This is a genomic window from Mesorhizobium sp. M0800 (assembly GCF_040320095.1).
Taxonomy (GTDB): Bacteria; Pseudomonadota; Alphaproteobacteria; order Rhizobiales; family Rhizobiaceae; genus Mesorhizobium.
In genome coordinates, this window is the sequence record NZ_JAMYOZ010000026.1 from 56,420 (window position 1) to 78,998 (window position 22,579).

Sequence of the window (22,579 nt, forward strand, 5' to 3'; positions counted from 1 at the left end):
GGGTCCGCGATCGTAATTTGACGCCATGCCGCATAATCACCACCATGACAACGAGCTTGATCCTTTTGCGGCGCGCGTGCGCGCACTGGAGACGATTCTCACCCGCAAAGGCCTGATCGATCCGGCGGCGATTGATGCCATAGTGGACACCTACGAGACCAAGATCGGGCCGCGCAACGGCGCAAAGGTGGTGGCGAAAGCCTGGGTTGATCCCGCGTTTGCCGCATGGCTGAAGCGTGATGCGACGGCGGCAATCGAATCGCTCGGCTACACCGGCCGGCAAGGCGAGCACATGCAGGCGGTCTTCAACACGGCCGACACGCACAACCTCGTCGTCTGCACGCTATGTTCCTGCTATCCGTGGTCGGTGCTCGGCCTGCCGCCGGTCTGGTACAAGGCGCCGCCCTACCGTTCGCGCGCAGTGATCGATCCGCGCGGCGTGCTCGAGGAATTCGGGCTAATCTTGCCGGCGACGACAACAATCCGGGTGTGGGATTCGACCGCCGAGCTGCGCTATCTGGTGGTGCCTATGCAGCCAAGGGGCACCGAGGGCTGGGATGAGGCACGGCTCGCCGATCTGGTGACGCGCGATGCCATGATCGGCACGGCGTTGGTGCGGGAACCGGCATGAACGGGCCGCAGGATCTCGGCGGTCAGATGGGTTTCGGGCCGGTCGCGCCCGAACCGGACGAACCCTATTTCCATGCCGATTGGGAAAGGCGGGCGCTGGGCGTGACGTTGTGCGCCGGCGCCATGGGCGCCTGGACCATCGACGAGAGTCGGCACGCGCGGGAATCGCTGCATCCAGCGGATTATTATGCCTCCAGCTACTACCAGATATGGATCAAGGCGCTGGAGGTGCTGCTCAAACGCCATGGTTTCGTCAGCGACCGCGACCTGGCTACGGGCGACGCAGTCGACCCGGCAGCGACACCCAAACGGGTGCTGAAGGCTAAGGACGTTCCGGCGGTGCTGGCCAAGGGCGGGCCCTGCGACCGGCCTGTCGCCGCGCCTGCGCGGTTCAAGGCGGGCGACCCCGTGCGAACCAGGAACTTTCATCCGACCGGCCACACCAGACTGCCGCGCTATGCACGCGGCAAGCGAGGCGTCGTCGAGGCTGTGCGCGACGGCTTTGTCTTTCCCGACACCAATGCACACGGCCAGGGCGAAAACCCGCAATGGGTCTATACGGTGGCCTTCACCGGCGGCGAAATCTGGGGCGAGGGCGCCGATCCGGCACTTGTCGTGTCGATCGATGCCTGGGAGAGCTACCTTGAGCCGGCGTGAGACGGGCTCAGTCGCCGCCATGCTGCCCGCCGGTGTCGAGGCGCCTGTGTTTGCCGAGCCGTGGCAAGCAGAGGCCTTTGCCATGACGGTAGCACTGCACGACAACGGGCTGTTTTCGTGGAGCGAATGGGCGGATGCTTTGTCGGCAGAGTTGAAGCGGCCGGGCGCCGCGCGCGACGGTCACGATTACTACGAGCACTGGCTGGCAGCGCTGGAAAAGCTGCTTTTGGCCAAGGGCGTTGCCGGAAAGCGCGACGTCGATGCGCTCGCCGCTGCCTGGGAACGCGCCGCGCACGCAACGCCGCATGGCAAGCCGATCCAGCTGGAGAACGATCCACAGCGGGCCGGGTAAGCTGCGGTCGCCTGGCCTTGTTCTCTTTACGTTCCTGTTCGTCACTGATAGCCTGACCCTGTCGCAGCGGCGTGATTGCCGGCGATGAAAATTGATGGTGACGGCAGTCACCTTGTCTTTCCCTCGCGAATCCGGTCTGTCGCGCTGATGGAATTCTCTCCTCAACAGGACGAAGCGCTGAAGGCGGTGGCCGGCTGGCTGAAAGCCGGCAAGCCGCAGCTGTTCCGGCTGTTCGGCTATGCCGGCACCGGCAAGACGACGCTGGCGCGCTATTTCGCCGAGCATGTCGACGGCCAGGTGCAGTTCGCCGCGTTTACGGGTAAGGCGGCGCAGGTGCTGCGTTCCAAGGGCGCGGTCAATGCCCGCACCATCCATTCGCTGATCTACCGGCCGAAGGGCGAGGAATCGGTAGCGGACGAGGTGACCGGCAAGACCTCGATGTCGCCGACCTTTTCGCTTAATCGGCAAAGCCCGATCTCTCGGGCCAAGCTGGTCGTCATCGACGAATGCTCAATGGTCGACGAGCAGCTTGGCCGCGATCTGATGAGCTTCGGCACCCCTATCCTGGTGCTCGGCGATCCCGGCCAGTTGCCGCCGATCTCCGGCGGCGGCTTCTTCACCGACCACGAGCCGGACATTCTGCTCACAGAAATCCACCGCCAGGCGCGCGACAACCCGATCATCAGGCTGGCGCTCGACGTGCGCGAGGGCCGCGAATTCATGCGCGGCGACTATGGCGCGGCGCAGGTGATCGGCAAGGAAGACGTCACCCAGGAATTGGTGCTGAAAGCGGACCAGGTGCTGGTCGGCACCAACCGCACGCGCCGCCGTTATAACCAGCGGCTGCGCGAGCTGAAGGGGTTCAACGCCGATTATCCGCAAGCCGGCGACAAGCTGGTCTGTCTGCGCAACGATCCGGCCAAGGGACTGCTCAACGGCTCGCTGTGGAAGGTGATGACCTCGTCGCGCGAGACGGTCAAGCCCGGCATCAATCTGCTGGTTTCGCCGGAGGAAGATGACCCGGATCGCGGCGTCGCCAAGATCAAGCTGCTCAAAGCCGCATTCGAGGATCCCGACGCCGACATTCCCTGGCAGCAGAAGAAGCGCTTCGACGATTTCGATTACGGTTACGCGCTGACCGTGCACAAGGCGCAAGGGTCGCAATGGAATGAGATCGTGCTTTTCGACGAAAGCTGGGCATTCAAGGAAACTCGCCAGCGTTGGCTCTACACCGCGATCACGCGCGCGGCCGAACGGCTGACGATCGTCCGATAGGGCTGTCAGGTCCGTCGTATCAGCGCTGGGCGATCGGTCTGGCGTCAAGCCATTCCCAGGCGGCGGCTTCGTCCTTGGCCTCGAAATGCCGGAGTTCGATAGGCAAAGAGGCAGGCAAAAAGGCTCTTGCCTCCGGTATCCAGTTCGGCTCACCGATCGCCGCGCAGCTGCCGATATGCTCCACGGCATGAGCTATGCCCTGTTCGATCGTCTCGTCCGATACGTCGGCCCAGTCGACACCCTCATGGTCGATCAGGCGCACCAGCACGTCGATCTTCGGATGCAGCGCATAGGCCGCCTCCAGCAATCCGAACAGGTTTTCGGCGTCAGCCGCTGCGACATGGCCGACGACATCGATGGCGAAAAGATCTTCGCGATCGGTGTCGATGCGGCGAACCGCCGGCACGGCCTCGAGAAAATTCAACAGGGAACTCCTTGCGCTCGATTTTCTTCACACACCTTGGAACACCTGAAACCCTCTGTCTGTTCCCGTTAAAGGCGGTATAGATGCGCGCCAAGATCAGCCTGGAGCCGTGCAAATGCCTGCAAAGCTTTCCGTCAACCTCAATGCGATCGCCATGCTGCGCAACCGGCGCGACCTGCCGTGGCCAAGCGTGACCGGGCTCGGACGCATTGCCCTTGCCGCCGGCGCGCATGGGCTCACGGTGCACCCGCGACCCGACGAGCGGCACACCAGGCATTCCGATCTGCCGCAGATCAGGGCGCTGATCGACGACGAGTTCCCGAATGCGGAATTCAACATCGAGGGCTATCCGACCGAGGAGTTCCTGGCGCTTGTGGAAAAGCATCAGCCCGAGCAGGTGACGCTGGTGCCCGACGACCCGGCGCAGGCGACTTCCGACCATGGCTGGAACTTCGCCGCCGAGGCTGCGTTCCTGACACCGGTCGTCAAGCGCCTGAAGAAGGGAGGCTTTCGCGTGTCGCTGTTTTCGGATCCGGATCCCGCTGGCGTGAACGCCGCTCGCGACACCGGCGCCGATCGGATCGAACTCTATACGGGTCCATATGGCAGCTATCATTCCGATTCGGCAAAAGCGGCGAAGGAATTGGAGAAATTGGGAAAGACGGCGGATGCCGCATTGGCCGCAGGGCTCCAGGTCAATGCCGGGCACGACCTTGTGGTGAGCAATTTGCCGGCGCTGGCCAGGCGCATCCCGGCATTGGCCGAAGTGTCGATCGGACATGGGTTGACAGCCGATGCGTTGGAGTATGGCATGGCCGCAACGGTCAGGCGGTTTCTGAAGGCTTGTGGCTGGTAGAGAGAGGCGAGCCCATAGGCCGTGCGTTCCCGGCACGGCAGCGCGTCCTTTCCATCCCGCAGCATAGAGCACCGCACGTCTATGGGAGTGTCGTCCATGGCCCTTGCCAACGCTGGTAGCGAGGCGGAACCCATTGAGCAATCCAGCCACTCCACGGTCGAGCAGCACAGCACCAAGGTGCTGATGCTGGGCGCGCTAGGGGTGGTTTACGGCGATATCGGCACGAGCCCGATCTACGCGTTGCGCGAGGCACTGCATGCTTCGTCCGGCACCAATATCGCTGATCGCGGCGATATCCTCGGCGTGCTGTCGCTGATCATCTGGTCGCTGGCGATCATTGTCACCATAAAATACATCATGTTCGTGTTGCGCGCGGACAATCGCGGCGAGGGCGGCATACTCTCGCTGATGGCGCTGGCACGCGGCAGCGCTCCCCAGCGGTCGGGGCTGATCCTCGGTGTAGGCATAATCGGTGCATCGCTGTTTTTCGGTGACGCTGTCATCACGCCGGCAATCTCGGTGCTGTCGGCCGTCGAAGGCTTGAATGTCGTTACACCGGCGTTTCAGCCCTACATCGTGCCGCTGACTTTGCTTATTCTGGCGATCCTGTTCGCGGTGCAGCGTTTCGGCACCGGCGGCGTCGGCTTGGTGTTCGGTCCCGTTACCGCCGTCTGGTTCCTGGCCATCGGTGTGTCCGGGCTTATCCACATCATCGACGACCCGGAAATCCTGCTGGCGGTCAATCCGCTTTATGGCGTGTCCTTCCTGATAAACTCATCCGACGTAGCCTTCGTTACCATCGGTGCTGTCTTTCTGGCCGTTACCGGGACCGAAGCACTCTACGCCGATCTCGGTCACTTTGGCCGAAAACCCATCGTGCTTGCCTGGTTGGCGATCGTATTTCCGTGTTTGCTGGTCAACTATACGGGGCAAGGTGCTTTTATCCTGGCCAATGGCGGCGTTGTCGGTCACCCCTTTTTCGAGATGAACTCGGGCTGGGCGCTTGTTCCAATGGTGGTGCTGGCTACGGCCGCAACGGTGATCGCCAGCCAAGCGGTTATTTCCGGGGCCTTTTCACTGACCCGCCAAGCGGTGCAGCTCAACATTTTGCCGCGTTTCGAAATCCAGCATACGTCGGAAAAGCAGTCGGGTCAGATCTACCTGCCGCGCGTCAATCTTCTGATGGCCCTGGTTGTCATGCTGCTTGTGGTCGGCTTCGGCGAATCCAGCCGCCTGGCCTCGGCCTACGGTATTTCGGTGACCGGCAACATGTTGGTGACGGACATTTTGCTGTTCGTGGTCATGAGGCGCATCTGGAAATGGCGACTAGCCGTCGCGGTTCCCCTGATGGCGCTGTTCAGCCTGGTCGATATTGGTTTCTTCGCATCCAACATCGTCAAGGTTTTCGAAGGTGGTTGGTCGTCTCTCGCCGTCGCTGCCGTGATCGTGATGGCAATGTGGACATGGGTGCGGGGGAGCCGTTATCTGTTCGACAAGACCCGCAGGAACGAGGTTCCGCTCGATTTCCTTGCCGCGAACTTGTTGAAGAAAAAACCGCAGCTGGTATCCGGCACAGCGGTGTTCCTGACCAGCGATCCGCTGAGCGCGCCGACCGCGCTGATGCACAGCCTCAAGCACTACAAGGTGCTGCACGAGCAGAATGTCATCCTATCGGTGGTGACGGCGCCGCAGCCGGTGGTGCCCGACAGCGAGCGGGTGAAGATGGAAACCATCAACGAGCTGTTCATGCGGGTGACGCTGACCTTTGGCTATATGGAACAGCCGAATATCCCGCGCGCGCTGGCGATCTGCCGCAAGCAGGGCTGGAAGTTCGACATCATGACGACGTCCTTCTTCCTGTCGCGGCGCTCACTCAAGGCGTCGCCCAATTCCGGCATGCCGGTCTGGCAGGACAAGCTGTTCATTGGGCTGGCGCGCACGGCGGCCGATGCGACGGAATATTTCCAGATCCCGACCGGACGGGTGGTCGAGATCGGGACGCAGGTGGCTATCTAAAAACGTGTCCGTTTCGACATTCCAGGTGGTCTGCCGATCGGACTGAGTCTGCCAAGTCGTGGAGGACTCGCAATATCGGGACGGAGCCATTACGTGACGGCACTTGATATTGCAGCGCAGCAAGCGTAGAGCACCGCCCGCTTACCGGAGTGTCGTCCATGGCCCTTACCAATGCTGGTAACGAGGCAGAACCTGTCGAACAATCCAGCCATTCTGAGGTCGAGCAGCACAGCACCAAGGTGCTGATGCTGGGCGCGCTCGGCGTGGTTTACGGCGATATCGGTACCAGCCCGATCTATGCATTTCGCGAGGCGTTGCATGCATCGGCCGGTGGCAACGTCGCCAACCGTGGCGACATCCTCGGCGTGTTGTCGCTGATCATCTGGTCGCTGACGATCACCGTCACCATCAAATACATCATGTTCGTGCTCCGCGCCGACAATCGAGGCGAGGGCGGGGTGCTGTCGCTGATGGCGCTGGCGCGCAACAGTTTCCCGACGCGCTCGGCGGTGATCCTCGGCATCGGCATCGTCGGCGCGGCGCTTTTTTTCGGCGACGCAGTCATTACGCCCGCGATCTCGGTGCTATCGGCGGTCGAAGGTATGAATGTCGTCACGCCGACATTCCAGCCCTATGTGGTGCCGCTGACACTGGCCATCCTGGCGATCCTGTTTGCGGTACAGCGATTCGGCACCGGCGGCGTAGGTTTGGTGTTCGGGCCAGTCACGGCGCTGTGGTTCCTGGCCATCGGCCTTTCCGGCATTAACCACATCATCGCCGATCCGGAAATCCTGCTGGCGATCAGCCCGCATTACATCGTGTCGTTCCTGGTCAACTCGCCCGATGTCGCCTTCGTCACGGTTGGTGCGGTCTTCCTCGCCGTCACCGGCGCCGAGGCGCTCTATGCCGACCTCGGCCATTTCGGCCGCAAGCCGATCGTACTCGCCTGGCTGGCAATCGTGTTCCCTTGTCTGTTGCTCAACTATGTCGGGCAAGGCGCCTTCGTGCTGGCAAATGGCGGCGTTGTCGGTCATCCATTCTTCGAGATGAACCAGGGCTGGACGCTTATTCCGATGGTCGTGCTGGCGACGGCGGCGACCGTCATCGCCAGCCAGGCGGTGATCTCCGGCGCTTTTTCGCTGACCAGACAGGCGGTGCAGCTCAATATGCTGCCGCGTTTCGTTATCCAGCATACGTCGGAAAAACAGTCGGGCCAGATCTATCTGCCGCGCATCAACCTGATGCTGGCGCTGGTGGTGATGTTGCTGGTGGTCGGCTTCGGCGAATCCAGCCGCCTGGCCTCGGCCTACGGTATTTCGGTGACCGGCAACATGCTGGTGACGAATGTGCTGCTTTTTGTTGTGATGACGCGCATCTGGAAATGGCCGCTCGGCGTCGCGATCGCCTTGATGGCCGTGTTCGCCTTCGTCGATACCGGCTTCTTTGCCGCCAATATAGTCAAGGTGTTTGAAGGTGGCTGGGCATCGCTTGCCATCGCCGCAGTTATCGTGATGACTATGTGGACCTGGATCCGCGGCAGCCGCTATTTGTTCGACAAGACGCGCCGGAACGAGATCCCGCTCGATTTCCTCGCCGGCAATCTGCTGAAGAAGAAGCCGCATTTGGTGTCGGGCACCGCGGTGTTCCTGACCAGCGATCCGCTGAGTGCGCCGACCGCCCTGATGCACAGCCTCAAGCACTACAAGGTGCTGCACGAGCAGAACGTCATCCTTTCGGTGGTGACGGCACCGCAGCCGGTTGTGCCCGACAGCGAGCGCGTCAAGATGGAGACCGTCAACGAGCTGTTCATGCGGGTGACGCTGACCTTCGGCTATATGGAGCAGCCCAACATCCCGCGTGCGCTGGCGATCTGCCGCAAGCAGGGCTGGAAGTTCGACATCATGACGACGTCCTTCTTCCTGTCGCGGCGCTCACTCAAGGCCTCGCCCAATTCCGGCATGCCGGTCTGGCAGGACAAGCTGTTCATCGGGCTGGCGCGCTCGGCGGCCGATGCAACGGAATATTTCCAGATCCCGACCGGACGGGTGGTCGAGATCGGGACGCAGGTGGCTATCTGAACAAATGGCCGTGCCCTTTGAGGGCCCGGCCATTGTGAGGCTCAGCTCACCAGAGCCGCCTTGTTTGCTTCAAGAAATTGCTTCAGCGGCTGCGGCTTCCTGCCGGACAGCGTCTCGACCGCGTCGGTCACCATGCCGATCCGGCCGGAGCGGGTGTTGGTGTCGAAGGAAACGATGACAGGCGCAAAAGCTTCGGGAACGCCGGCTGCCTTCAATCCCTCGGTCAGCGCTTCATCCGAAAGCTGGACGACTTCGATCGGGTTGCCGGTGACCTCGGTGACGAGGGCCGCAATCTCGGCCATCGTGTGGGCCTTGGGGCCGGTCAGTGTGTATGTCGTGCTTTCGGTTGCACTCGAAGCGAGGCCGGCGGCGATTGCCGCGGCCATATCGTCGCGCGCGCCGTGTGCAATGCGGCCGTCTCCAGCGGATGTGTACCACTGCCCCGACGCGATGGCGTGCGGCAGCGCCATGAACAGGTTCTCCTGGTACCAGCCGTTGCGGAAGATGGTGTAGGGAATGCCGCTCGCCTTGATAGCCTGCTCGGTGCCGTGGTGATCGGGCGCAAACAGCACCGGCGATCCTGGTTCCGGATTGGGCATCGATGTGTAGAGCAGGTGCGAAACGCCCGCGCTTTTTGCGGCGGCGACCGCGGTCTCATGTTGCTTCAGGCGCTTGCCCGGAACGGCGAGCTCGTTTGTCGAAATGATCAGAACCCTGTCGGCGCCGGTAAATGCACTGGCCAACGACGCGGTGTCGTCGAAGTCAACTGCCCGGATGGTGACGCCTCGGGCTGCCAGATCGGCCAGATTTTCCGGATTGCGGGTGGCGGCGATGATGCGCTGAGGGGAGACCTTGAGCGTGTCAAGCAGATGATTGATGACGCCGCGGCCAAGCTGGCCGGAGGCGCCGGTGACGAGAAGGGTGTCGGTCATGAAAGGTCCTGACGTTGCGCCGGAGCGGCGGGTGCAAATGTTAGTCTCAAAAAGAGACCAGCACTAAAATAGGAATTGACCCATCCTCGTAAAGAAGGCAGTTTTGCGGGAGGTAGGCACACCCAGGGAACCAGCCATGGACGGCAAGATCGTCAATCTGAGATCGAAGCTCGAGATCTACAAAGCAGGCAGCGGTGGCGGAAACCTTGCGGATTGCCCGGTTCGCGACGTGATCCAGGGCATAAGCAATAAATGGAGTTCACTGCTGATGGAGGCCTTGGCCGAGAAGCCGTACCGCTTCGGCGAATTGCGGCGGCTGGTGCCCGATATTTCACAGCGCATGCTCACCCAGACGCTGCACGATCTGCAGCGCGACGGCTATGTGCATCGCCAGGTGTTTCCGACCAAACCGCCGAGCGTCGAATACAGCCTCACCGATCTCGGGCGCTCGATGTTTGGACCCTTGCATCAGCTGATCCAATGGGCCGAGCTCAATCACGGCGCTGTACGCGAGGCGCGGAAGATTTTCGATACTGCCGAGGGCTGAGCCTCCAGGCCGAGACAGCGGCTTGATTTAGCGACAGCGCTGAAGGATTGTCCGGCCTGGGTTGGGTCGGGCAGATGGGCAATTCTCTGGACATCGCGATTGCCGGCGCCGGGCCGGCTGGACTTGCCGCCGCGCTCTATCTCGAGCGCGCCGGACATAGGGTCACCATCTTCGAGCGCTTCGACCAGCCAAAACCGGTCGGGTCCGGGCTGATCCTGCAGCCGACCGGGCTGACGGTGCTTGCCGATCTCGGCCTGCTCGACGACATTCTGGCGCTGGGCAGCCGCATAGACCGCCTGCATGGTGCGGACGCCAGAACCGGCCGCACAGTGCTCAACGTCCGCTATGATGCCCGGCGCGGCAGTCGTTTCGGGCTGGCGGTGCACCGGGCGGCTCTGTTCGGCGTGCTTTTCCGCGCCGTCCGGCGCCAAGCGATCACCATCGAGACAGGTATCGAACTCGAGACGCTGGAAACCGGCGAACGGGCAACATTGATCTGCGGCAACGGACGACGGATAGGGTCGTTCGACCTGGTAGTGGATGCCAGCGGTTCGCGCTCCAAACTGCGGCGGTGCGTAACCAATCCGGGCGAACCGCGATCGCTCGCCTATGGCGCGTTCTGGGCATCGCTCGGCTGGCGCGGCGAGGGTTTCGACGAGCACGCCCTGCTGCAGCGCTACGACAAAGCGAGCGTGATGATCGGCGTGCTGCCGATCGGCCGGCCTGAGCCCGGTGCCGGGAAGATGGCGGCATTCTTCTGGAGCCTCAAGCAGGCGGATGCCGAGTGCGTCTGGGCGGCAGGTCTCGAGGCATGGAAGGCGAGACTGGTCGGGCTGTGGCCTGAATGCGCGGCCTTCATCGACCAGATCGACAGTTTCGAGCAGCTCTCGCTGGCGCGCTATGGCCATCACACGATGAAGACGCCAGCCGGACGGCGATTGGCCGTTATCGGCGACGCGGCCCATTCGACAAGCCCGCAGCTCGGGCAGGGCGCGAACATGGCGCTGCTCGATGCAGCCGCGCTCAACTACGCGCTCATAGGAACGGACCGTATCGATACTGCGCTGGAAGCTTACGTTCGGGCGCGGCGATGGCATGTGCGGATCTTCCAGACGCTGTCGCTGGTGCTGACGCCGTTTTATCAATCGGATTCGATTGTGATGCCGTTCGTCCGCGACAGGCTGGTGGCGACGCTGGCAAAAGTCCCGCCGGCGCCGGAGTTTCTTGCTTCCATGGTTACAGGAACGGTGCTCAATCCATTCAAGCCGATCGGGCTTGCGGAAGCGCTGTGGCCGGATCGTTTTGGCGGATGATTTCCGAAAGGTGCGAACCCTTAGCCTGCAAGAATGCGTGGAGGCGTTGCGGATAATCGGGAGCGACCGCGTCCTTTACGGATGGGCGTTCGTGCAATGCCTTGCGCCAGGCCTGGATATGCGGTTTTCCGTCCAGGATGCCGAAATCGCCGATCCGGTCAAAGACCTCGAAATAACGGAAAATCGGCCCGTAGACCGCGTCGACCAGTGAAAAACGCTCGCGGTCGAACCATGGTCCAGCCGCGCCGTTCGCCAGTTCCACTTCCAGGCGATCGAACATTGCTGCCAGAGCCCCGCGTTCGGCGATGAAGGCGGCTTCGGTGAGTGCTGAATAGAAGCGGCCGATGGCATTGAGGATTGCCGAGCCGAACTCGATCCAGGCGCGATGCCGGGCACGGGCATAGGGGTCGGTGGGATGCAGCGGATTGGGCTGGGTTTCCTCGAGGAATTCGAGGATGACGAGCGATTCGAAGATCACCGTTTCCTGGCCGTCATGCTCAACGCGGAGCAGCGGCACCTTGCCGAGCGGTGATATCGCCTTGAACCAGGCAGGTTTGTTGGCGAGATCGACCGTGATGCGCTCGAAGGGCACGTCCTTTTCGCGAAGTGAAATCGCCGCGCGCTGCACATAGGGGCAAAGATGATGGCTGACGAGGATGAGCTTGTCGATCATCTCACTCTCCCCAGACATAGTTCAATGCGCCGTCCTCGACGCGGGTGGAGAGGAACATCAGGCGGGAGCCCTTCGGCGCCGGGCCTTTGAGGCGATCACCGTTGGCCATGTCGAACGAGGCGCCGTGCCACTGGCAGACGAGCTTGCCGTCCTTGCAGCCGAGCGGGCCACCGAAATGCAGGCAGACGTTGGCGGCGGCGCGGATACGCTCGCCGCTGCGGTAGACATGGACCTCGCGGCCGAAGAACGGAGCGATCAGGCTGCCTGTTTCCGGAATGTCGGCAATCCTGCAGATTTCATGCTTCATCGGAATTGCCTCTCATGATTGATGCGATTGCATCTATATAGATGCATTTGCATCGATCGTCAAGCTTGATGCAATTGCATCTATCGCCTACGATGCAATCATGACCGGGATTCCTTCACCTCCAGCCATCAAGGCCTGGGCCCGCCTGATACGGGTTTCGCGCCAGTTGTTGGAACGAGCCGAGGACGCGCTGAAGGACAGTGGCCTGCCGCCGCTTGCCTGGTACGACGTCCTGCATGAGCTTGCCGAGGCGGGCGAGGGCGGATTGCGGCCGTTCCAACTCACCGAGCGCACCCTGTTTGCGCAGTACAACATCTCCCGGCTGCTGGCGCGGCTCGAAGCCGACGGGCAGGTCGAGAAGCTTCCAGTTGCCGATGACGGCCGCGGGCAAACAGTCCGCGTCACCGACAAGGGACGCGAGACGCGCCGCCGCATGTGGGCCGTCTACGGCCGCTCGATCGCGGAGCTGGTCGGCTCCCAGCTTTCCAACGATGATCTGGACACGCTGTCGGCTCTGCTTGGGCGCCTGCGCCATCCGGCCGTCGTGGAGTGACACGCCTTCGTGCCGAAGCTCGCGCCAATCGGCGAGGTCAGGCACTGCCCCAGAGAAACGCCAGCGTCGCCAGAACGCCAAGCCCGACGCGGACCAGATGCAGATTGCCCCATTTGGCGATCAATGTCCGAGCTTCAGGATTGACGGAGTTCGCGTCCATCGCCTCCAGCAACCTATTTGCCGGCATCATCACCAGCAGCGTCCATGGCCAAGGCAGGATGATCAGCAAGGCGCCGACCAGATAAGCGAGATTGCCGGTCAGCCACCAGGCGACGAGGCCCAGAATACAGGCGATGACGGCGATCGAGGCCTGCATGGCGGCGCCGCGCTTGTAGGAAGGCTGCCATTCCTGCAGCAATGCCTTGTCATCGAGGCGAAGCCGCGCCGGCTGCTCGGCGACGCTGACGTAGATAGCCGCGCCGGCGAACACTGCGGCAACGGTCAAGGCAAGCAATCCGGCGAGCATGATCCGTGTCTCCCGTGATGCCCCGCATGGAGCAAACAGAAATAAAGGCTTGCGTCGGGTCGGGCAATACGCCATAAAGCCGAACCGTAACGTACGGTACGCCATCGAGCTCGTATCTGAACTCCGGGTGAGTTTGCCTCCTGAGGAAAAACTGTGTTGCACGCTGTGACCGACATCGACACCAGCGAGGCGCTGACGGAGCGGCAGAAGGACGTGCTCGACGCCGCCCTTCGCCTGCTGGTCGAAGAGGGCGATCAGTTGACCATGACCGCCGTGGCGCGGCGGGCGAGCTGCTCGAAGGAGACGCTCTACAAATGGTTCGGCGATCGCGACGGGCTGTTGACGGCAACGGTACAATGGCAGGCGTCCAAGGTGCGGGTAGTGCCGGTCGACCGCAAGGGGCTCGACCTCCCTTCGCTGACGGCGAGCCTCGAACGCTTCGCTTCGGACTGGCTCAAGGTAATTTCGAGCGACACCTCGATCGCGCTGAACAGGGTGGCGGTCGGCCATGCTAGTTCGGGGAAGGACGATCTCGGCGCCATCGTGCTGGAGAACGGTCGATTTGCGCTGGCCAAGCGCCTCAAGCCGGTGCTGGAGGCCGGGAGACAGGCCGGGTTCCTTGAATTTTCGGACGCGGAGACGGCGTTCCGCACCTTTTTCGGGCTGGTCGCCCGTGACGTGCAGATCCGCTTGCTGCTTGGCGACCGGCTGGAATTGACTGATGTGGCGATCGGCGGCGATGCCGTCCGGGCGACGCAGCAGTTTCTCGCTCTTTTCGGGGCAAAAACCGGGCCGCAGGGCCCATAGAGCCGGATGATTTCAGGTCAAATCGACCTGAAATCTGAATCCGGCTCTACACTAAAAGATGGAGCATGATGTCGTCCGAAAACCGCTTCACACTTTTCGGCATCATGCTCTGGTTCAAAACGGGAAGGAAGAAAAATGCGTGTCTATTACGATCGCGACGCCGATCTCAACCTGATCAAGGGCAAGAAGGTCGCTATCATCGGCTATGGCAGCCAGGGCAGGGCGCATGCGCTCAACCTCAAGGATTCCGGCGTCAAGGACATCGCCATCGGCCTCAAGGCCGGCTCGGCGACCGCCAAGAAGGTCGAGGCCGACGGGCTCAAGGTGATGAGCGTAGCCGATGCCGCCAAATGGGCCGACCTGATGATGATGGCGACGCCGGATGAGCTGCAGGCCGACATCTACAAATCCGAGATCGCGCCAAACATCCGCGATGGCGCGGCAATCGCCTTCGCCCACGGCCTCAACGTGCATTTTGGCCTGATCGAGCCTAAAGCTTCGGTCGACGTCGTGATGATCGCGCCGAAGGGGCCTGGCCATACGGTGCGCGGCGAATACCAGAAGGGCGGTGGCGTGCCGTGCCTGGTCGCGGTCAACCAGGACGCTTCGGGCAATGCGCTCGACCTGGCGCTCTCCTACGCCTGCGGCGTTGGCGGCGGCCGCTCGGGCATTATCGAGACCAATTTCCGCGAGGAGTGCGAGACCGACCTATTCGGCGAGCAGGTGGTGCTGTGCGGCGGCCTGGTCGAATTGATCCGCGCCGGCTTCGAGACACTGGTGGAAGCCGGCTATGCGCCGGAAATGGCCTATTTCGAGTGCCTGCACGAGGTCAAATTGATCGTCGACCTGATCTATGAAGGCGGCATTTCCAACATGAACTACTCGATCTCGAACACCGCCGAATGGGGCGAATATGTCTCGGGCCCGCGCATCATCACCGCCGAGACCAAGGCCGAGATGAAGCGCGTGCTGAAGGATATCCAGACCGGCAAGTTCACCTCGGAATGGATGCAGGAATACCGCGCCGGCATGTCGCGCTTCAAGGGCATCCGCCGCAACAACGACAGCCACCAGATCGAGGAAGTCGGCGCCAAGCTGCGCGCGATGATGCCGTGGATTTCGAAGAACAAGCTGGTTGATAAGGCCAAGAACTGAAGGACATCCACGTTCGTTTCGTTACCCGTCCTCGGGCTTCGCCCTGCGGGCGCGTGGGAATTTCCATGAACAAGCTGGTCGACAAGGCCAAGAACTGATCGCAATTTCATTGCCGATCAAGAAAGGCCGGCGGAGCGATCCGCCGGCCTTTTCGCATCAAGATTGTGTGGTTTCCAGGCTTCTGGACAGGCGCACTATCCTCATCACCGTGATATGCCTGTGCGGGGCATGGCACAAAAGTGCCAAGGGGGTGAGAGTTGGAACTCAAATTTCTGTTGATCGGGTTTGCCTGCGCGGTTGCCGGCATGCTCTCCCTCGTCACCTTGCTGAAGTGGTGGGAGGTGAGGGCGGTCAGCCGCTGGTCTCCGACGCCGGGAAAGATCATCTCGTCGCGGGTCGAGGCTCGCGAGGTGACCAGTTCGGGATCCGGTTCGGACAGCAGAGGGTCGACCGAAATCCGCAACTTCCCGGCAATCACCTTCGAATACAAGGTGAACGGCAAGACATTTCGCAGTTCGCACTACAGCGTGCAGGAGAACCTTGGAAACTTTGCCGTGGCGGAAACCCTTGCGAAATTTCCAAACGGGGCCGGCGTAACCGTCTTCTACAATCCGGCCGATCCAGCCAAGGCCGTGATCGAACGCACCATGCCCGACGGCTCCTTCAAGTTCATGGTCCAGCTTTCGGCCGGGCTGGTGGTAGGCGCGCTTGTATTGGTCTTCTCCGTCGGCGGCGTCCTCGAAGCGATCCGGCCGTTTTTGCCCAGGCCGCAGAACCTCGGCGCCGCTGCCCTGCTGCTTTTCATGGGATTGTTTGTCCTGCGCATGGGCTTTGCCCAGAAGTCACTTGCGGAACAGGCGGCCAAATGGCCGATCACGGCAGGACGCATCGATGCTTCGGGCCTGCAGAAATTCGAGACCCGCGACAGGTCCGGAGACGGCTATCGGCCCTGGCGAACAGTCTTCAAATCCCGCATCGTCTACAGCTATAGCGTCGCCGGCCAGCGCTACGCCGCCGATCGCATCGCTTTCGGCGCAAACGTGACGGCTTCGCTGCCGAGCCTCGTCAGCGGTCAATCGCAGCGCTACCTCCAGGGCGACAAGGTTGAGGTCCACTACGATCCCGACAACCCAGTTGCAGCGGTTCTCGAATGCAGGGTGAGCGGGCTTTGGCTCCTGTGGGTCTGCGCCGTTGGCTTGATAGGTGGAGCCGCGCTGCTTGTCGGGGTGATCTAATGCTGAAGCTGCCGTCCTAGACGCTGTAGATCCAGAGGAAGGGCACTTGTATTCAGCATCTGACAAGAACTCCGCTGTCGAAGCCAGGCCATGTCAATCTCACCGTCGCCCCGTCGACCACAATATGGATGACACGGGAGAACGGCTCTTCGGCCGACGGGTCGGATCCGTAGCATTGGCTGGCCCGCGCCACCCAGCCCGTAGACGTCTTGAGGAACGTTGCGTGTTCGCAGCCGAGAGCAGGGACCGACAGCGCGTCGCGGTACAATGTGTAGACAGTCTGGCGTTGAACATCCGCAACGGCGGTACAGTTCGATCTGTCCCCGGACCATGTGCCCACATAGGGTTCCGCGGCGAAGGCGTGGCCGCACGAAAATGCTAGGATCGAAATGAGCATCAAGAGATTTCGCATCATCGATTCTTCTTTTCGACGTGGCCTTGGGCCATGCTAAAGCATCGATGCTCAAACTTCACAATGATGCTGCTCCAAGGGACTTAAATGATCATCCGCAAAGCAGCAGCTATTTTTCTGAGCATGCTGAGCCTGTTGCAAGCAGCGAACGCAACAGAATGTTCGCTCAGCCATGCGACCTATCGCGAGCCGCGTTCGGGAGCGACGATACAGTTCCGGCCAACCAACAACGAGCCGGCCGCGCTGACGACCGAGGTCTTTTCGTTGATCGTGCCCAACACCGACATTCGCCTGCCGTCGGACATTACCTGGACCAATGGCAAGTACTCGTTTCCTGTGGGCACGATCCGGCACACCTGCACCGACGACGATCGTGAGGCTGGTCTCGAGGACGGCACCGGGCTGTGCAGAGTGTGGGATGGGCAGGTCTATGCGTTCAATGCAGGCGGTGCCGAGCAGTTGAGTTCCCGCGAAGCCTCGCCGGCACCGGCAGGGTTGCTGTTGCCTGACTTCGGCGCGATTTTTACCGAATGGCCCGATTTCGCCAAAGCCAATCCCGACGGTTCAGCCTGGGACGCCTTTAGCTTGACGGGTTGTAGCGATGAATAGCAAGAGACTGCCGGCCTGCATCTTCGCCCTTCCGGTCCTTATGGCCATGGCAACCGGCGCTCGTGCCGACCAAAGCAAGCCGTCGCGTCCGCCTGTCGACAAATGCGCTTGGGAACGGCTGGCGGACAAGGATGTCGGGCTGGCTGCCTGGGTGCAGCGCTGCGATTTCGGTTTTCGCCGGATTCATTTCGAGCTTGGCGGCAATGCTCTTGCCATCAAATACAGCGATGGCGGACCGGCCGATCCGGTCGTCGAAGTCTTCGATATGCTGCCGGGCGAGGCCGCTGACGCTGCATTACAGCGCATATACTCGCAGAAGACCGAGAAGGCTGTCAGCACACGTTGCGTGTTCATGCCTTACACCGAAGGGGTCACGCCCACGGGCACCCTGCGGTATGTCTTCAGTCCCGATGCCGTTTATCTCAGTGAATTGAAAGCCGTTGCCGACCCTGACGAAGTCGGCGAACCGCCTTGCGGCGAATGGGGCGAAGCCCCGGACGGCATTCAGTATTTCGAGGTGCAATCACCCGAGCGGCGAAAGCTTCTATTCGTTCGCGTCGGCCAGGATGAGCCGCTGTTTGACGAGCAGACACTGCGAGTCCTGCCACCCGGATAGCGCCGGGATCTCAGCCGTAGTGCCAGCTGGGCTTTGGTTCGGTGCCGGTGAACATCACCCCAATTCGATCCTCGCGGCGCCAGCGGACCACGGCCTTGTAGGCAATGCCGTCGGTCGGAACATAGAGCAGGAACTCATCGGGCACGCGCGCGTCGATCGAGATCTTCAATTCGGCGCCGCCGGCATGCATGTTGCGCAGCGTGCATGTGACCTCGGAATTGCTCACGCCGGTCAGGATCGTCGCGCCCTTCAAGACGCGCTGCCGGTGTTTGTCCCTCTGTTCGTCCTCGGCCATCGCACGCAATCCAGCCATCTTCGCGTCTCGGGCGTTCTGATCGGGAGGATTATTAGACCTGCCTGATAAAAATAGCGTTATCACCAGTGGAGGCTGGCGATTTTTCGCGGTTGCTGGCCGTAAGAAAAAATCGGCGCCGCAACGGGCGGCGCCAAACGATATTATTACCGGCCTGCTCAGCTATAGGGCGAGTAGCATTGCTGGCGCGGCCCGTTATAGGGCTGGAACGTGTTGTCCCAGGCGCGGTACGACCGGTAGCGATTGTAGCACCATTGGACATGCGCGCTGGAAAGCCGCTGTGTCCGGTAGTAGCGCCGCGGTGCGGGCGCATCGTAGTAGTTGTAATTGTTGTATAGGCTGCCGAGGCCAAACCCCAGGCCCAGCCCAAGAATCGCGGCGCCGGCACCATCATCGTAGTAACCGCCGCGGTAATGGCGGCGGTGATGGCGCCAACGCCAGTTGTCATTCCAGTCGCCATTGTCCCAGTGTCTCGAGAAATGACGGCCGCGGAAATTGTTGGACCGCCATCTCCAACCATCGTCGCCGCGCCATTGCCGAACGCCGTGATTGCGCCAACGCCAGATCTGCCTGTCGTTGCCGCCTGCCCAATCTTCACGAATTTGCACGATGTCGGCGGCATTGCCCGCCACCGGCAGCAGGGGTTTGGGCATCGGCCCGGCAAGCGAGGGGGCCGAGAGGCCGGCGATCAGACCGAGGGCCATCAGCCCGGATCTGGCAGAAGATAAAAAGAGCGGTTTCATCGCACTCTCCGAAGATTCAGGCCCCACGCCCAGAATACCCCGGGGAAGGGCCTATTGATGGAACTTTCCATCTGAACGGAAGATGAACAAAAAGGTTCCGTCAACCATAACGAGCGCGCGATCAATCAGAGCCGCCTGGTTTCTGCGCCCTTGTTTTCGGGCGCGCTTGCGGGCAAAGGTCAAAGCCATGTCGCTGCGCCTTGCCACCTTCAACGTCGAAAACCTGATGAACAGGTTTGATTATTCCGGCTACCGCAACCAACTCAACGAAGACCGCACACTGGCGCTTTTCGACATTCAGAGCGAGGCCGAATACAAGATGCTCGAGCAGGCGCGGGCCATCGCCCAATCCGACGACACGCGGCAGCTGACGGCATTGGCGATCGCGGCCACCCGCGCCGACATCATCTGCATGCAGGAGGTCGACAATATCGAGGCGCTGAGGGCCTTCGAATATGGCTATCTGTTCAAGATGGTGGGGCAAGGCTACCGGCAGAAATACACCACCGCCGGCAATGATTCGCGCGGCATCGACGTCGCCGTGATGATGCGCAACGAGACCGCGCAGGGCCAGCCGATCGAATTCGTGCGCATGACCAGCTACGCCTATGTCACGTTCGAGCAATTCGGCCTGCACACGGCGGAATTGGCAGCGCTTGGTTACCAGGCCAATGAACGCATCTTCCGGCGCGACTGCCTGGAAATCGATCTGACGGTGGCTGGCGCGCCGTTGACGCTCTACCTCGTTCATTTCAAGTCGATGGGCTCGCCCCGCAACGGCCTCGACGGCCGTGAAGCGACAATGCCGCTGCGCATCGCCGAAGCTCAAGCAGTGCGCCGGATCATCGAGGAGCGCTTCGGCAAGGACCATGCCGCCGACAAGCGCTGGGCAATCTGCGGCGATATGAACGACTACCGGCAGCGCGTGAAGATTACCGGCGATGCCGTCGACGGCTACCGTTTCGAGGTCATCGACGAGAGCCGGTCCTGCATCGATGTGCTCACTGCCGGCGGCTTTTGTGAAAACGCGGTCGAGCGGCGGCCGGAAATGGACCGCTGGACTTTCTATCACACACGCGGACCGGAAGAGCGGCATCTCTGCCAGCTCGACTACATCCTTTTGTCGAGCGCGCTGGCCAGGCAGAACGCCACCGCGGTTCCCGATATCATCCGCAACGGCCAGCCTTGGCGCACCATATTTCCAGCGGGCCAGGAGGTCGAGCGCTTCCCACGCGCCGGGTGGGACCGGCCGAAGGCATCCGACCATTGCCCGGTAGCAATTGCCCTCGACATGGTGTGAGACAGGCGTGAGTTTCGATCTGCCGCGCAACGTCATCCTGCCGGTCGATGCCATCGACGTCAGGCTCGATTCCGGCCCGCATCCGTTCGAGCGCGATCATGCCGGCGCGATCGCCGAGAACTGGCGGCGTGAGACGGCGGCCAAGCCGGCGCTTTTCGACGGCATCGTGGTGCTGCTTTCCGCTCTCAGCTATCGCGACAATCGCCTAGTCGGCCGTTGCCATGCGGTGCGTTATTCGACCTTCATGCTTTGGCGCAGCAATCGACAGGTGCCTGGCGCCGAACATGCCTACGCGCACGCCATGCTGGTCGCCGGCGACAATGCGCTTGTGGCGATCCGCATGGCGCCGCATACGGTCAATGCGGGGCGCGTCTACTTCGCCGCCGGTTCGTTCGAGCCAACCGATTTCCGCGATGGCCTTGTCGACGTCGACTTCAACATGATCCGCGAGGTGCGGGAAGAGACCGGCCTCGACCTGTCAGGCGCGACACGCGGCAGGCGCCATTACGCCCTGTCGACGGCAAGCGGCACGGTGATCTTTCGCCGCTACCGCGAGACGGCGTCCGCCGACAACCTGGCACAGCGGATCAGCGCTTTCGTCGCGGCCGAGTCAGAGCCTGAAATCGAAGGCCCCGTCATCATCCGCAATGCAGCCGACCTGCCGGACGGGCTGATGCCGCATATGAGACCGCTGATCGAATGGCACTTTGCGAGCGAGCAAGGTTTCCAACTCTAACGTCGTAGCCTACCTTCAATAGCCTTGCGGTCGTTGCGGGCAGCGACAAAATACAACAGCACGCCGAGACCCAGGAGCGCCCCCATCGCCGTTCCCATCGTCTGTCCAATAACCTGCTGGAAGTCAGCGGTGACGCGATCGGGATTGTCCATCCCATAAAGGATCAAATTCCACCAAAGCCCTGCCAAGGCGGCTTCGACGATCACCATCGCCAGAGCCAGTCGCGCTTTCTTGCTCATCCATTGTTCCCCCCTTAGTCCCCAACAGCATTGTTATCATTGCAGAATGTGCTGCGACAAGGGCAGGTTGCATAAAAAATTGGCAGCGTCTGGAGACGACATTTGCTGCAACGCTCTATTCATGCCTCAGTGCGTCGATCGGGTTGAGCCGCGCGCCGCGCAGCGCCGGGAAGAAGCCGAACACCATGCCGATCAGCGCGGAGAAGCCGACCGCAAGCAGGATGACCGCCGGGCTTGGCGCAAACGGGATCGTCAGCGTCACCGAGGCGAGGCCGGCAAGGGCCAGGCCGATCAGGATGCCGATGATGCCGCCAAGCAGCGACAGCACGGTTGCCTCGACCAGGAACTGGATGAGGATATGCTTTTCATGGGCGCCGATAGCGAGCCTGATGCCGATCTCGCGCGTGCGTTCGGTTACCGACACCAGCATGATGTTCATAATGCCGATGCCGCCGACGAGCAGGCTGACGCCGGCGACGGCACCGAGCATGCCAGTCATGGTGGTGGTCGCGCTGGCCATAGCATCGGCGATCTGGGTCATGTCGCGGATCGAGAAATCATCGTCGCGGTCGGGCGTGATGCGGCGTGTGTCGCGCAAGATGTCCTCGACGCGCTGCTGCAGCACCGTGGTTGGCGTACGGTCGTCGGCGGCGACATAGATCGAGTCGATGTCGCGATTGCCGGCAATGCGACGCTGATAGGCGGCGAGCGGCATCAGCACGACATTGTCCTGGTCCTGGCCGAAACCGGTATAGCCCTTCGGTTCGAGCAGGCCGATGATCTTGCAGGAGGTGCGGTTGACGCGGATGATCTCGCCTTCAGGGTCGCCGGCGCCGAAGAACTGCTGGCGCACCGTCTCACCGATGAGGCAGACGCCGGTGCCCGAGCGGGTTTCCGAATCGCTGAACGGGCGGCCCGAAACCAGCTTCCAGTCGCGGGCATCGAGATAGGCGCTGTCGGTTCCGGTGACTCCCGAGGTCAGGCTTTCGGTGCCGAAAATGACGCGCACCTGCTTTTGCGACGCCGGCGAGATGGCGCGCGAGCCGTCCAGATGCGCGGCAAGCGCTGCAAGATCTTTGTCGCCCAGCGGTCGGACGACCTGATCGAGCCCTCCAGGTCCGCCAGGCCCGGCCGGACGGCCGGAACGGATGACGAGCAGATTGCTGCCGAGCTTGGAAATATCGGACTTGACCTTTTCGGTGGTGCCCGAGCCGATGGTCAGCATGGCGATGACGGCGGCAACGCCGATGACGATGCCGAGCAGCGTCAGGAACGAGCGCAGCACGTTGCGGCGGATGGAGCGGAGCGAGAGGCGAACGGTTTCCCAGATCATGG

At 61.8% G+C, this 22,579-nt stretch carries 27 protein-coding genes; 17 read left to right on the plus strand and 10 right to left on the minus strand.

Features of this window, described 5'->3' with window-relative positions:
- Positions 1-25: 25 nt before the first annotated feature.
- The 4 genes from nthA (at position 26) to NKI18_RS24960 (ending at position 2,914) form a co-directional block, all read left to right on the plus strand.
- Positions 26-631: a nitrile hydratase subunit alpha gene (gene nthA, locus NKI18_RS24945; protein ID WP_023676676.1), complete on the plus strand. Its 606-nt coding sequence runs from the start codon at positions 26-28 to the stop codon at positions 629-631.
- On the plus strand, positions 628-1,287 hold the full coding sequence (gene nthB, locus NKI18_RS24950; RefSeq protein ID WP_352620199.1) for a nitrile hydratase subunit beta: 660 nt from the start codon (positions 628-630) through the stop codon (positions 1,285-1,287). Before nthA ends, nthB begins: the two co-directional genes overlap by 4 nt.
- A 19-nt stretch (positions 1,288-1,306) precedes the next feature.
- On the plus strand, positions 1,307-1,639 hold the full coding sequence (locus NKI18_RS24955) for a nitrile hydratase accessory protein (protein WP_352456560.1): 333 nt from the start codon (positions 1,307-1,309) through the stop codon (positions 1,637-1,639).
- Between the two features lie 147 nt (positions 1,640-1,786).
- Entirely contained in the window at positions 1,787-2,914 is a 1,128-nt protein-coding gene (locus tag NKI18_RS24960; protein ID WP_023720791.1) for an ATP-dependent DNA helicase, read from the plus strand.
- Between the two features lie 19 nt (positions 2,915-2,933).
- On the opposite strand, the gene NKI18_RS24965 is transcribed toward NKI18_RS24960, so the two are convergent.
- Positions 2,934-3,338 (minus strand): SpoIIAA family protein, encoded by a 405-nt coding sequence (locus tag NKI18_RS24965; protein WP_023676672.1) that lies wholly within the window; start codon positions 3,336-3,338, stop codon positions 2,934-2,936.
- Between the two features lie 115 nt (positions 3,339-3,453).
- Here NKI18_RS24965 and NKI18_RS24970 point away from each other — a divergent pair, with 115 nt between their 5' ends.
- The 3 genes from NKI18_RS24970 to NKI18_RS24980 all read left to right on the plus strand — a co-directional run bounded on the left by NKI18_RS24970 (position 3,454) and on the right by NKI18_RS24980 (position 8,288).
- The gene (locus tag NKI18_RS24970; RefSeq protein ID WP_352620197.1) at positions 3,454-4,194 is read left to right on the plus strand and encodes a pyridoxine 5'-phosphate synthase; all 741 of its coding nucleotides are present in this window, start codon (positions 3,454-3,456) and stop codon (positions 4,192-4,194) included.
- A gap of 96 nt (positions 4,195-4,290) precedes the next feature.
- Positions 4,291-6,210, plus strand: a complete 1,920-nt coding sequence (locus NKI18_RS24975; RefSeq protein ID WP_352620195.1) for a potassium transporter Kup — start codon at positions 4,291-4,293, stop codon at positions 6,208-6,210.
- 158 nt (positions 6,211-6,368) lie between these two features.
- A complete protein-coding gene (locus NKI18_RS24980; RefSeq protein ID WP_352620193.1) occupies positions 6,369-8,288 on the plus strand; it encodes a potassium transporter Kup in 1,920 nt (639 codons plus the stop codon).
- 41 nt (positions 8,289-8,329) lie between these two features.
- Here NKI18_RS24980 and NKI18_RS24985 read toward each other — a convergent pair whose 3' ends face one another.
- Positions 8,330-9,220, minus strand: a complete 891-nt coding sequence (locus NKI18_RS24985) for an SDR family oxidoreductase (RefSeq protein WP_352620191.1) — start codon at positions 9,218-9,220, stop codon at positions 8,330-8,332.
- Positions 9,221-9,356: 136 nt separating this feature from the next.
- Between NKI18_RS24985 and NKI18_RS24990 the strand changes: the two genes are divergently transcribed.
- Both NKI18_RS24990 and NKI18_RS24995 read left to right on the plus strand, forming a co-directional pair.
- Positions 9,357-9,767: a winged helix-turn-helix transcriptional regulator gene (locus NKI18_RS24990; protein WP_352620189.1), complete on the plus strand. Its 411-nt coding sequence runs from the start codon at positions 9,357-9,359 to the stop codon at positions 9,765-9,767.
- A gap of 74 nt (positions 9,768-9,841) precedes the next feature.
- Positions 9,842-11,080 carry an FAD-dependent oxidoreductase gene (locus tag NKI18_RS24995; protein WP_352620187.1) on the plus strand — a complete coding sequence of 413 codons (1,239 nt, stop codon included), beginning with the start codon at positions 9,842-9,844 and terminating at the stop codon, positions 11,078-11,080.
- Here the strand turns inward: NKI18_RS24995 and NKI18_RS25000 are convergent.
- Together NKI18_RS25000 and NKI18_RS25005 are read right to left on the minus strand one after the other, a co-directional pair.
- Positions 11,028-11,753, minus strand: a complete 726-nt coding sequence (locus NKI18_RS25000) for a glutathione S-transferase family protein (protein WP_352620185.1) — start codon at positions 11,751-11,753, stop codon at positions 11,028-11,030. The two genes, NKI18_RS24995 and NKI18_RS25000, sit on opposite strands and share 53 nt — an antisense overlap.
- A 1-nt stretch (position 11,754) precedes the next feature.
- Positions 11,755-12,060, minus strand: a complete 306-nt coding sequence (locus NKI18_RS25005; RefSeq protein WP_353020827.1) for a Rieske (2Fe-2S) protein — start codon at positions 12,058-12,060, stop codon at positions 11,755-11,757.
- 100 nt (positions 12,061-12,160) lie between these two features.
- Here NKI18_RS25005 and NKI18_RS25010 point away from each other — a divergent pair, with 100 nt between their 5' ends.
- Positions 12,161-12,613, plus strand: a complete 453-nt coding sequence (locus NKI18_RS25010; protein WP_352620183.1) for a MarR family winged helix-turn-helix transcriptional regulator — start codon at positions 12,161-12,163, stop codon at positions 12,611-12,613.
- A 37-nt stretch (positions 12,614-12,650) separates the two neighbouring features.
- On the opposite strand, the gene NKI18_RS25015 is transcribed toward NKI18_RS25010, so the two are convergent.
- On the minus strand, positions 12,651-13,079 hold the full coding sequence (locus NKI18_RS25015) for an anthrone oxygenase family protein (protein ID WP_352620181.1): 429 nt from the start codon (positions 13,077-13,079) through the stop codon (positions 12,651-12,653).
- Positions 13,080-13,232: 153 nt separating this feature from the next.
- On the opposite strand from NKI18_RS25015, the gene NKI18_RS25020 reads away from it, so the two are divergent.
- From NKI18_RS25020 to NKI18_RS25040, 5 genes are all read left to right on the plus strand, one after another.
- On the plus strand, positions 13,233-13,886 hold the full coding sequence (locus NKI18_RS25020) for a TetR/AcrR family transcriptional regulator (protein WP_352456491.1): 654 nt from the start codon (positions 13,233-13,235) through the stop codon (positions 13,884-13,886).
- A gap of 135 nt (positions 13,887-14,021) precedes the next feature.
- Positions 14,022-15,041: a ketol-acid reductoisomerase gene (gene ilvC / locus NKI18_RS25025; protein WP_352450043.1), complete on the plus strand. Its 1,020-nt coding sequence runs from the start codon at positions 14,022-14,024 to the stop codon at positions 15,039-15,041.
- 257 nt (positions 15,042-15,298) lie between these two features.
- Positions 15,299-16,276, plus strand: coding sequence for a DUF3592 domain-containing protein (locus NKI18_RS25030; protein ID WP_352620179.1), 978 nt, complete (start codon positions 15,299-15,301; stop codon positions 16,274-16,276).
- Between the two features lie 499 nt (positions 16,277-16,775).
- Positions 16,776-17,297 (plus strand): hypothetical protein, encoded by a 522-nt coding sequence (locus NKI18_RS25035; protein WP_352575179.1) that lies wholly within the window; start codon positions 16,776-16,778, stop codon positions 17,295-17,297.
- Positions 17,290-17,913: a hypothetical protein gene (locus NKI18_RS25040; protein WP_352620177.1), complete on the plus strand. Its 624-nt coding sequence runs from the start codon at positions 17,290-17,292 to the stop codon at positions 17,911-17,913. Before NKI18_RS25035 ends, NKI18_RS25040 begins: the two co-directional genes overlap by 8 nt.
- Before the next feature lie 10 nt (positions 17,914-17,923).
- On the opposite strand, the gene NKI18_RS25045 is transcribed toward NKI18_RS25040, so the two are convergent.
- From NKI18_RS25045 to NKI18_RS25055, 3 genes are all read right to left on the minus strand, one after another.
- On the minus strand, positions 17,924-18,208 hold the full coding sequence (locus tag NKI18_RS25045) for a PilZ domain-containing protein (protein WP_023676657.1): 285 nt from the start codon (positions 18,206-18,208) through the stop codon (positions 17,924-17,926).
- A 176-nt stretch (positions 18,209-18,384) separates the two neighbouring features.
- On the minus strand, positions 18,385-18,969 hold the full coding sequence (locus NKI18_RS25050; RefSeq protein WP_352620175.1) for a BA14K family protein: 585 nt from the start codon (positions 18,967-18,969) through the stop codon (positions 18,385-18,387).
- 51 nt (positions 18,970-19,020) lie between these two features.
- On the minus strand, positions 19,021-19,158 hold the full coding sequence (locus NKI18_RS25055; protein ID WP_352570411.1) for a hypothetical protein: 138 nt from the start codon (positions 19,156-19,158) through the stop codon (positions 19,021-19,023).
- Here NKI18_RS25055 and NKI18_RS25060 point away from each other — a divergent pair.
- Positions 19,157-20,269: an endonuclease/exonuclease/phosphatase family protein gene (locus NKI18_RS25060; RefSeq protein ID WP_352456486.1), complete on the plus strand. Its 1,113-nt coding sequence runs from the start codon at positions 19,157-19,159 to the stop codon at positions 20,267-20,269. The genes NKI18_RS25055 and NKI18_RS25060 overlap by 2 nt on opposite strands.
- 7 nt (positions 20,270-20,276) lie before the next feature.
- Positions 20,277-21,005 carry a hypothetical protein gene (locus NKI18_RS25065; RefSeq protein WP_352620173.1) on the plus strand — a complete coding sequence of 243 codons (729 nt, stop codon included), beginning with the start codon at positions 20,277-20,279 and terminating at the stop codon, positions 21,003-21,005.
- Here NKI18_RS25065 and NKI18_RS25070 read toward each other — a convergent pair.
- The gene (locus NKI18_RS25070; protein ID WP_352620171.1) at positions 21,002-21,244 is read right to left on the minus strand and encodes a hypothetical protein; all 243 of its coding nucleotides are present in this window, start codon (positions 21,242-21,244) and stop codon (positions 21,002-21,004) included. The two genes, NKI18_RS25065 and NKI18_RS25070, sit on opposite strands and share 4 nt — an antisense overlap.
- 115 nt (positions 21,245-21,359) lie before the next feature.
- Positions 21,360-22,577: an ABC transporter permease gene (locus tag NKI18_RS25075; RefSeq protein WP_352620170.1), complete on the minus strand. Its 1,218-nt coding sequence runs from the start codon at positions 22,575-22,577 to the stop codon at positions 21,360-21,362.
- Positions 22,578-22,579 lie beyond the last annotated feature (2 nt).